Genomic DNA, 6,937 nt, shown 5'->3' on the forward strand with positions numbered 1-6,937 from the left:
AAGCCACTGATGGATCCGGGCTCTAGCTTCGTCGAGCAGTGGGTGATCTGCTGCTTCGGATGCAATGCCGGCTTCGCGGCTTACGCCGCTCCTACATTGCATATCAGCGTCGCGGCTTGCGCCGCTCCCACAGCCACCAGCCCTGCTAGACCGCGTCGACCTGGCTTTCCGGGCGCGCTGCGTCGAATGCTGGCAGCGCCAGGCAAGCCTCTTCAATCCGCTGCAGGGTTGGATACGGCGTCAGGTCCAGATGGAAACGACGGGCGTTGTACAGCTGCGGCACCAGGCAGCAATCGGCCAGGCCAGGCTCTGCGCCGTGGCAATAGCGACCGGTGTCGAACGAACCTGCCAGCATGGTCTCCAGCGCGGCAAAACCGGTGCGCATCCAGTGCAGCGTCCACTCGTCGCGCTCGGGCTGCGGCACGTTCCATTCGCGATCGAAGAACTGCATCACCCGCAGATTGTTCAAGGGGTGGATGTCGCAGGCGACCTGCTGCGCCAATGCACGCACACGCGCACGGCCACCGGCATCGGCCGGCAACAGGGCAGGCTCGGGGAAAACCTCGTCCAGGTACTCAAGAATGGCCAGCGACTGGGTCAGTACGCGCTCGCCATGACGCAGCGTCGGCACCAGCTCCTGCGGGTTCAATGCGGCGTAATCCGGCGCATGCTGCTGGCCGCCATCACGCACCAGATGTACCGGTGTGAGTGCGTACTCCAGGCCCTTCAGGTTCAAGCCGATACGCACGCGATAAGCGGCACTCGAGCGCCAATAACTGTAGAGCGTCAGCCCTGCTTCCATGTCAGATTCCCCCATCACCTGCCACCACAATAACGGCTGGCGGTGAGGATTCCTTCACCACCAGCACGGCCAACGCGCCAACTGTCTTTCAGGGACGCGAAGCCTGTTCGATGCGCTGTTCAATCGCACCAAAAATGCTGGCACCGTCACGGTCCAGCATCTCAATGTGCACCACATCACCAAAACTCATGAACGGTGTCGACGGCTTGCCATCGCGCAGGGTTTCGACGGTGCGCTGTTCGGCGAAGCAGGACGCGCCCAGTGCGGTGTCTTCATTGGCAATGGTGCCCGAGCCGACGACGGCACCTGCAGTCAGTGGGCGGGTCTTGGCCGCGTGCGCTACCAGCTGGGCGAAGTTGAACTGCATGTCCACGCCGGCTTCCGGCGCGCCGAACCACTTGCCATTGATGTGGGTGACCAGCGGCAGGTGCAGCTTGCTGTCCTGCCACGCAGCGCCCAACTCGTCCGGGGTCACGAACACCGGGCTCAGCGCCGAGCGCGGCTTGGACTGCAGGAAGCCAAAGCCCTTGGCCAGTTCGCCCGGGATCAGGTTGCGCAGGCTGACGTCATTGACCAGGCCAACCAGCTGGATGTGGCCAGCTGCCTGCTCCGGCGTCACCGCCATCGGCACGTCGTCGGTGATGACCACGATCTCGGCTTCCAGATCGATGCCGTAGTCCTCGCTGATCACCTTCACTGCATCACGCGGGCCGTAGAAGCCGGCGCTGGTGGCCTGGTACATCAGCGGATCGGTATAGAAGCTTTCCGGCACTTCGGCACCGCGCGCCTTGCGCACCCGCGCCACGTGCGGCAGGTAGGCGCTGCCATCGACGAATTCGTAGGCACGCGGCAGCGGCGCGGCCAGCGCCTGCATGACCACGGCAAACTCGCCTTCCACGGCGCCGGCATTGAGCTGCTCGGACAGCGCGTTCAGGCGCGGCGCCAGATTCGACCAGTCTTCCAGCGCCTGCTGCAGGGTGGCGGCAATGCCAGCGGCCCGCACCGCACGGGTCAGGTCGCGCGAAACCACGATCAGGGTGCCGTCGCGGCCGCCTTCCTTCAGGGAACCAAGCTTCATGGGAGTGTCCAGTCTGCGGAGAAATAAGTTTCAATTGTAATGAATAAGCCAGCTACCACCAGCCTCACAAGTCGAATGCTGAACGGGCGTTTTTGTGCCAGCCCAAACAATCCCTTAGACTAGCGCGGTCTGCCAGCGGCCGTCCGTTTCCCTCAGGGATCGCCGGCGGTGCAGGATCAGCGGCCATCTGGCCCATCCGCCCGCCCGCCCCCACTCCGACGCCTATCGTCACGCATTCCAGCCAGCGCACCGCGTTGGTTGCATCCCAGATCTTGCAGCGCGGTTTACGGGAACGCTCCGAGATCAGCTGGTCTTCAATGATCAGCAACGCAAGCCCCTGCGGGCGCGCGTTCTTCATGTTTCGGAGTACTCCATGTCGTTTGAAAACCTGGGCCTTGCGCCCTTCCTGCTGCGCGCGCTCGCCGAGCAGGGCTACGAAAACCCGACCCCGATCCAGCAGCAGGCCATTCCGCTTGCGCTGGACGGCCGCGACCTGCTGGCCGGCGCCCAGACCGGTACCGGCAAGACCGCCGCGTTCGGCCTGCCGCTGCTGCAGCACCTGGCCACCTCGCCGCAGAGCGTGGGCAATGGCCCGCGTCGCCCGCGCGCCCTGGTGCTGGCACCGACCCGCGAACTGGCAACCCAGGTGCATGACAGCCTGCGTGGCTACAGCAAGTACCTGCGCATCCCCAGCGCCTGCATCTACGGCGGCGTCGGCATGGGCAACCAGCTGGACATGCTGCGCCGTGGCGTCGACCTGCTGGTCGCCTGCCCGGGCCGCCTGATCGACCACCTGGAGCGTCGCAGCGTCGACCTGTCCGGCGTCGAGATCCTGGTGCTGGACGAAGCCGACCGCATGCTCGACATGGGCTTCCTGCCCTCGATCAAGCGCATCCTCGCCAAGCTGCCGCGCCAGAACCGCCAGACCCTGCTGTTCTCGGCCACCTTCGAGGACAGCATCAAGCAGCTGGCGTTGGAGTTCATGCACAACCCGGAGCAGATCCAGGTCACGCCGAAGAACACCGTTGCCGAGACCATCACCCACCGCGTGCACCCGGTGGATGGCGCGCGCAAGCGTGAACTGCTGCTGCACCTGCTGGCCAAGGATTCCCGCGTGCAGACGCTGGTGTTCGGCCGCACCAAGCATGGTTGCGACAAGCTGGCCGACTTCCTGGAGAAGTCCGGCATCAAGACCGCGGCGATCCACGGCAACAAGAGCCAGGGCCAGCGCCTGCGCGCACTGGCTGACTTCAAGGCCGGCCGCGTGACCGTGCTGGTGGCCACCGATATCGCTGCCCGCGGCATCGACATCAACGAGCTGCCGAAGGTCATCAACTACGACCTGCCGATGGTGCCGGAAGATTACGTGCATCGTATCGGCCGTACCGGCCGTAACGGTTCGACCGGTGAGGCTGTCTCGCTGGTTGCACAGGACGAAGCCAAGCTGCTGCGCCAGATCGTGCGTCTGCTCGACCGCGACATGGACATCCGTGACGTGCCGGGCTTTGAGCCGCACACCCCGATTCGCTGGGGCAACAGCGCACCGGGCAAGGCAGAGCATCCGGGCGGCCACAAGGCACCGCGTCGCGGCAACGGCGGCCATGCCGCACGTCGTCCGACCGGCGATGCACCGCGCGGCGGCCGTGGCGGCCAGCCGCAGAAGCCGGGCGGCCAGCGCAATGCCGGCAATGGCCAGCAGCGTCGTGATGCACACCCGGGTGGTGGTCAGCGTCGTGGCGGTGGTGGCGGCCGTGGCCAGAGCCGTACCAGTGCCTGATTCCAACGTCTTGTTGGGATGAGATGAGTTGCAAAGAAAGGCCGACGCATTGCGTCGGCCTTTCTGGTTTTTGCGCTGTTGAGTGGCAAGCTATTGCCGCTGACCTCGTGCAATGGCCGGAACGAGATCAAAAGCTCCCCTCATCCGCTCCTGCGGAGCACCTTCTCCCGCAGGCGGGAGAAGGGAAGGCCCGTCATTGCCACGTCGAGGATCAGACACCGTGCACGCCTCAACCAGCGGTGGCCAAGCGCGTTGGCATTGAGCCTTCGCTTTGAGCCTTCGCATTGTGTTTTTGCTTTGGGCTTTGGCTCTGAGCTTTGGCTCTGAGCTTTGGCTTCGAGCTTGGGCTTCGAGCTTTGCTCTATCCCTTCTCCCGTTTACGGGAGAAGGTGCCCCGCAGGGGCGGATGAGGGCGGCTTTGGGCTTTTGCGACAACCGCTGCATGGCCGAGAAAAGCAAAACAGCACGGTGCTGCGCACCGCCCCCCTCACCCCAACCCCTCTCCCGCATGCGGGAGAGGGGCCCAGGTCTCAGGGGCGTTGTTACTCCCCGCGCTGGCGCGGGGTACTCAGGTGGTTCGCCTGCAGCAAGGCATTGAGCAGCAAACGCTCGGTACCATGCCAATACTTGCGGTGCGCCGGATCGTCGGCAAACAACACCACGTTGCCACTCCCGGTCGGCACCACCTGCAGATAGCTCGAACCCGACACCCGCGCACGATTCGCATCGGACAGATAGCCATTCACCACCGGCTCGCGGTCGATATTCACCACATTGAGGAAGGCATTCTTCACCGGCTCGAATACCAGCCCGCCTTCCTTGTTGATCCAGATGCGACGCTGTTGCACACCAAAGCCCAGCGGATGGGTCGGGTCGATATCAGCGCTCAGGATGTTGCCGCTGACCCGGCCCAGCGCGAACACGTCACGCACGGTGCCGAAATCCAGACGCTCCGCCTCATCCTTTTTGTCGCCTTCTCGTAACTTGGCTTCGGCAAGACCTTTGTCGATGGCCCAGCGCGCGCCAGTGCCATACACCACCAGGGAACCACCGGCGGCAATCCAACGCTTGAGCGCAGCCACACCGGCATCACTGACGTTTGCATAGGTACCGCCGGACAGCACGATCGAGGTGTAGCGCGCCAGATCAACGCTGGCCAGCTGTACAGGATCAAGCTTGGTCGACGGCAAGCCCAGCGAAGTATCCAGCGAGAACCAGGTCGAACCAATCTCGGTGGCGGACACACCCTCGCCCATCACCAGGGCAATGCTTGGCGTGCGCAGCACGCGCACATTGTCACTGCCCAGGTCGATACCGCTGGCAGCGCGACCACTGGCCAAGGCGTAAACCGTGACACCGGCTTCCTGCGCACGCGCCAGCACCTTGGCCTGCAACGATTCGGCGTCCACGGTCTGGCCCGCAACTGGAATCACCACCGCACCATGACCGAACGCCACATCACCGTTCGCAGTAGCGGCAGTGAACGGCTGGTGCGCGGTGCGCACACGCACGTTGTCGCGCAGGAGACCGCCCAGCAGGCGGAAGCTGCCAAAGTCACGTGCATCGGCCACATAGGCAAAACCCGCAGGGCCTCCGCTGATACCGCCCTGTGCCGTCGGCACCGCATCCACCGCCGCACCGCTCGGCAAGGCACCACGACTACCTGCATAGCGCAGGCCATACGCCGGAGCCACTGCATACGAGGTGCCGCTGTAGAACACATCGCCCTTCACCGCCGGCGTGAACTCGAGGATCGAATGGGCGAGGCGGAACTGCGGCTGCCGCGCCGGCACCACATAGGCCGAGCCGGCGAGGAAGCGTTTGCCGTCCACGTCCACATCACGCGCCAGCGCATGCACCTCGATGCGATGCTGCAACAACACTGCCAGCAGCTTGCGGGTCAGCGTGGCATCAGCGGCATCACCAAACACCCAGTCGTGCACCGGATAGGCTGCCGCCTGCTTCAAGGCGCTGCGGAAAAACTCCTTCTGCAGCGCGAACAGGCGATCACGGTCTTCCACCACGCCACGCACGCTGGCCAGGCCGGTAGCTACCTGGTTGCGGACGGTGAAGTCGAAATGCAGCGGGCCATTCACCGATTCCTGTACCAGGCCGCGCGAACTTGCCTGCTCCACTGTCACACCGACCGCACCGTGGAAATCCGGATAGGTCGAACCATAGATCGGCGAGAAGTTGTCGAAGTTCTCGCCGGTGTAGTACAGCGAGCCAAGATCATCCAGGGCCTTGGCATGGAAACGTGCCAGCCACTTGTTCGCCTCGTACGAAGACTTGGGCAGCAGCGGGCTTTCCATGCTCTTTGGTGATGGCTCGAAGTAATACGTGCTGTCCTTGCCCATCTCATGGAAGTCGATCTGGATATTCGGATACCAGCGATGGAACTGCGCGACCTTCGGCCAGCTGTCGGCCTGCGCCAACGCCAGCCAATCGCGGTTGAGATCGGTGAAGTAGTGATTGACGCGACCACTGGGGAACGGCTCGACGTGCTCCTTGTCGGCCGGATCCGCCGACGCTGGACGCGAACCCCAGGCGTTATGCCAGTTGGCGGCACGGTCGCGTCCATCCGGGTTCTGTGCCGGATCAATCACCACCACTGCCTGGTCCAGCCAGCGCGCGGTCTCCGCATCCTGGTTGGCGGCCAGGTAGTAAGCGGTGAGCATCGCTGCTTCACCGCTGGAGGTTTCATTGCCGTGCACGCTGTAACCCAGCCAGGCCACTGCCGGTGCATCGGCGCCGGGCAAGGGCTGTGCGGGATCGATCAGCGCCTGCCGTTGTGCGGCGATCTCGGCGCTGCGCGCATGGTTGCGTGCCGAAGTGATGGTCACCAGCAGCAGCGGGCGCTGCTCGTAACTTTGACCGATGACTTCGACCTTGACCTTGTCCGAGACCCGCGCCAGTTCGTTGAAGTAGGCCACCAGCTGATCATGCCGGGTGTAATGACTGCCGATTTCGTAGCCGAGGAACTGCTGCGGTGAAGGCACCTTCGCATCGAACTGCCGCGCGGTGGGGAAGTAGTAGCTGTTCTGGGCATGGGCCGGCGACAGGCTGATGAGTGTTGCCAACAACAGCGCTGGCAGCAGACGTGAAAAGCGGAACGACATGGGTGTAGCACTCCCCGATTGCATGAACGTTGTTGCCAAACTTCAAATTGAAAAGCGAAGCATGTAGTGGGGGGGGGGGGGGGGGGGGGGGGGGGGGCGCCACACCGCCCGGGGGGGGGGCGCGCGCGGGCACCCCCCCCCCCGCCGGCGGGGGGGGGGGG

General features: G+C 64.2%; 5 protein-coding genes. 1 reads left to right on the top strand and 4 read right to left on the bottom strand.

The window, feature by feature from the left end; genetic code table 11:
• Nucleotides 1-145: 145 nt before the first annotated feature.
• The 3 genes from maiA to ACVOLI_RS19920 form a co-directional block, all read right to left on the bottom strand.
• On the bottom strand, nucleotides 146-802 hold the full coding sequence (maiA, locus tag ACVOLI_RS19910) for a maleylacetoacetate isomerase (protein WP_481615705.1): 657 nt from the start codon (nucleotides 800-802) through the stop codon (nucleotides 146-148).
• Between the two features lie 88 nt (nucleotides 803-890).
• Nucleotides 891-1,880: a fumarylacetoacetate hydrolase family protein gene (locus ACVOLI_RS19915; protein WP_481615706.1), complete on the bottom strand. Its 990-nt coding sequence runs from the start codon at nucleotides 1,878-1,880 to the stop codon at nucleotides 891-893.
• Nucleotides 1,881-1,944: 64 nt separating this feature from the next.
• Nucleotides 1,945-2,238, bottom strand: a complete 294-nt coding sequence (locus ACVOLI_RS19920; protein WP_481615707.1) for a hypothetical protein — start codon at nucleotides 2,236-2,238, stop codon at nucleotides 1,945-1,947.
• Between the two features lie 15 nt (nucleotides 2,239-2,253).
• On the opposite strand from ACVOLI_RS19920, the gene ACVOLI_RS19925 reads away from it, so the two are divergent.
• Nucleotides 2,254-3,657, top strand: coding sequence for a DEAD/DEAH box helicase (locus tag ACVOLI_RS19925; protein ID WP_481615708.1), 1,404 nt, complete (start codon nucleotides 2,254-2,256; stop codon nucleotides 3,655-3,657).
• 542 nt (nucleotides 3,658-4,199) lie between these two features.
• Here ACVOLI_RS19925 and ACVOLI_RS19930 read toward each other — a convergent pair.
• On the bottom strand, nucleotides 4,200-6,776 hold the full coding sequence (locus ACVOLI_RS19930) for a M14 family zinc carboxypeptidase (protein ID WP_481615709.1): 2,577 nt from the start codon (nucleotides 6,774-6,776) through the stop codon (nucleotides 4,200-4,202).
• Between the last annotated feature and the right edge of the window lie 161 nt (nucleotides 6,777-6,937).

The sequence above is a fragment of the Stenotrophomonas sp. STEN029 genome (assembly GCF_056760015.1).